At 45.0% G+C, this 2,538-nt stretch carries 2 protein-coding genes; one reads left to right on the forward strand and one right to left on the reverse strand.

Translation table 11 applies throughout. The annotated features are described in order from the left end of the window. A partial coding sequence (locus AC805_RS08115) for a tetratricopeptide repeat protein (protein WP_055074959.1) occupies nucleotides 1–1,159 on the reverse strand: 1,159 nt, incomplete at its 3' end. Nucleotides 1,160–1,579: 420 nt separating this feature from the next. Here AC805_RS08115 and AC805_RS08120 point away from each other — a divergent pair. Next, nucleotides 1,580–2,353, forward strand: a complete 774-nt coding sequence (locus AC805_RS08120; RefSeq protein ID WP_055074960.1) for an SIMPL domain-containing protein — start codon at nucleotides 1,580–1,582, stop codon at nucleotides 2,351–2,353. Nucleotides 2,354–2,538 lie beyond the last annotated feature (185 nt).

Consider the following 2,538-nt stretch of genomic DNA (forward strand, 5'->3'; position numbering starts at 1 on the left):
CCCAAGAACTTGCCATACCCGCGCGATCGCCTAATTCTTGTTTAACTGCTAAACATTGCCTGTAGAGAGATTCCGCCGCATCCCAGTTGCCACGATTGCGCTCGATGTCTCCCAATACTCCCCAAGAACTTGCCATACCCGCGCGATCGCCTAATTCCGTACGCAATTGCAAAGATTGCCTGAAGAGAGATTCCGCCGCATCCCAGTTGCCACGCTTGCGCTCGATGTCTCCCAATACTCCCCAAATTTCAGCCATACCCGCGCGATCGCCTAATTCAGTTCTCAATTGCAAAGATTCTTTATAAAGAGATTCCGATTTGTCCCAATAGCTTAAGAATCTATACATATAGCCCAAATTGCTGAGAGCATAAGCTAAGTCAGATTTGCGATTAAATCTTTTTTGTAATTCTAAAGCCTTATTAAGATAGGTTTCCGCCAACTCAATCTCATGCTTTAAGTTTTCCGTTTCACCTTTCCATACTCGTTCAGCATAATCTCTTCCTAATTGAGCATAAATTGGTTCAATATTTGCGCTATCCTCCCCCCAAATTGCTAATGCTTCTGCTAGAGAAGCTTCTAATTGTTTAATCGAAAGAACCGAACTTGATTTTTGAGGATTATCGATTGGCTTGAATATCGGATTTTTGTCAGAATCATTAATTGGCAAATCCAACTTCGCAAAGCCAAACTTAAACGTCCCACCACTACGCCAACTCCAAAAATCGGGCGCTTTTTGGGCGACTTCCACTAATACCGCCGAAGGCAACCACAACACAATCGGCAAAGGATAACCCCGCAAAGCCTCCCGCGTCCATTGTAAATAGCCCAAAAAGCTATCTAACTTTTCGCGATTCGCACCCCAAGAATTTAACTTCTCGGCTCCCAATACCGTCGCGATCGCCTGTTGATTCATATCAATTCGCCCATCGATCAAAGCCTGTAACAAACTCGGCTCATCAGGATTTAACGCCAACCGATAGCCCCGCACCCCCTGCGCTCCTAACTCATCCTCATAGCGTCGGATAATCTCCTGCCGCATTGCCGAGTTATCGCATACCGCCAGCAAAACCTGCAAGGTTCCCAAGCCAGCCTCAAGGGATACGACCAAGCGATCGTAAACCTTTGCATTTTCCTCATTGAGAACGATTAAGTCAGACATTTTCTCTTGCTACGTTTAAGGGCTTCGATCCCCCCCAGCCCCCCTTGTTAAGGGGGGAGAATTTTCTTTTCTTCTTCCCCCTTTACAAGGGGGATTGAGGGGGATCAATTCTTCTTCCCCCTTTTTAAGGGGGATTGAGGGGGATCAAATCAACTTCTCAATCTTCAATTGCTCCACAATCAAAGGATGCACATCATACCAACTCTCGCGATTGTTCGATGCGATCGCTCATACCTTTTGTCTCATTCACTCACAAAATTCTAATAGTGCCTAAAGTTTAACCCTATACCGCAAATTTATCCTAGCAGCGATCGCCATTTGCAAATTGTCTACGAAATAGTAAAAACCGAAATAGCTCAATAGTTGCGATTTATTGCATCCCGTAACCAATGCCAACCATCTGCGTCAGCTAATTCAGTCATGATTCCCCATAAAGCCATGCTGCCAGAATCCAACGCCCCAAATCCCAAAGCATTTCCCCAACTATTCAGCGGAATGCTCGCCCTCGCGATCGCCCTAGTCGGTAGCGCCTATCTCGCCAGTAACGCCCTGCGATCGCTAAGGTCAAACGACACGCTTACTGTCATTGGTTCTGCTACCCGTCCAATTCGTTCTGATTTTGTCATCTGGCGTAGCTCTGTCTCTAGTCAGCAAGCCACCTTACCACTCGCCTATCAAGAACTAAAACAACATACCGAAAGGGTACAGGCATATTTTAAATCCAAAAATATTGCCGATGCCGACATATCAATTAGCGCGATCGCGACTCAACCGATTCCTGAAATCAATAGTAATGGAGTGCAAACTGGTAAAACGATTGCCTATCGTCTCGTCCAACATTTTGAAATTCGCTCAAAGGATATTGATACGATTACAGGGATTGCGCGTTCTAGTACCGATCTCATTAACGAAGGAATTCCATTTACATCCGAGCCTGCGGAATATCTTTATACCCAACTTGAGAAATTGCGCGTGGATATGATTTCTGAAGCGACTAAAGATGCTAAAGCAAGAGGTGAAGCGATCGTCAATGTTTCGGGTAGCCATCTTGGCTCAATTCGTAAAGCAGAAACGGATGTCTTTCAGATTACGGGTCGATACTCTACCGAAGTGAGTAACAGGGGATCATATAACACAGCCTCCATTGATAAAGATATTCGGTCGGTGGTAGCGATTACCTTTGCCGTTGAATAGGTAAGTGCTCGTGCAAAATAAATTACCAAAACCCGTAAAGTTGCGCCCCTACGCAACTTTACGGGTTTTGGTTTGTAATTATAGTTGTTTTAAATAACTTGTAGACGGGCTTCGACTTCGCTCAGCCCTCGGTGTAAGCTAGCTGAGCGAAGTCGAAGCTGTAGTTTTTATTTGAATTATCTATA

The organism is Pseudanabaena sp. 'Roaring Creek' (assembly GCF_001402795.1).
GTDB lineage: Bacteria > Cyanobacteriota > Cyanobacteriia > Pseudanabaenales > Pseudanabaenaceae > Pseudanabaena.